This window comes from Paraburkholderia sp. RL17-373-BIF-A (assembly GCF_046030175.1).
GTDB lineage: Bacteria > Pseudomonadota > Gammaproteobacteria > Burkholderiales > Burkholderiaceae > Paraburkholderia.
Genome location: NZ_JARESO010000468.1, coordinates 1 through 378 on the forward strand (window position 1 = coordinate 1; position 378 = coordinate 378).

The 378-nt window shown below is 56.3% G+C and carries 1 protein-coding gene; it reads left to right on the forward strand.

Annotated elements, in window-relative coordinates; translation table 11 throughout:
* A partial coding sequence (locus P0D80_RS51410; RefSeq protein ID WP_408296705.1) for a hypothetical protein occupies positions 1–306 on the forward strand: 306 nt, incomplete at its 5' end.
* Between the last annotated feature and the right edge of the window lie 72 nt (positions 307–378).

Below are 378 nucleotides of genomic sequence, written 5' to 3' on the forward strand. Positions count from 1 at the left end.
TCGACCCGGCTACACGAGCGCCCAGGCGAGCGCGTAGCCGGGTCGGCCGCCCAAATCGGAAAACAGCAATCAAGCGAAGGAGATTCAAACCACCGATTGCTCAGGCGATCAAGCAGTGATGGCAAGATAGGTCAGACCGTGGTCGATCAAACCCGACGCAACCAACGCACGATTGCAGTGCGCCCAACTGATTGGGACTCGATCAGCGGATTCCATCAGGGACAGGCAGGCATGCGCCTGACATTGAAGTCCGGATGCATGGCTGCAATCTATGCCTTCAAATGTATTAGTCTAGACCGGACCTGACAGGTAGTCGGGGGAAGCTGGTTAAGGAAGGCGGTTCAGTGAGGAATCAGTTTCTCCCTGGCAAGTTCGAGC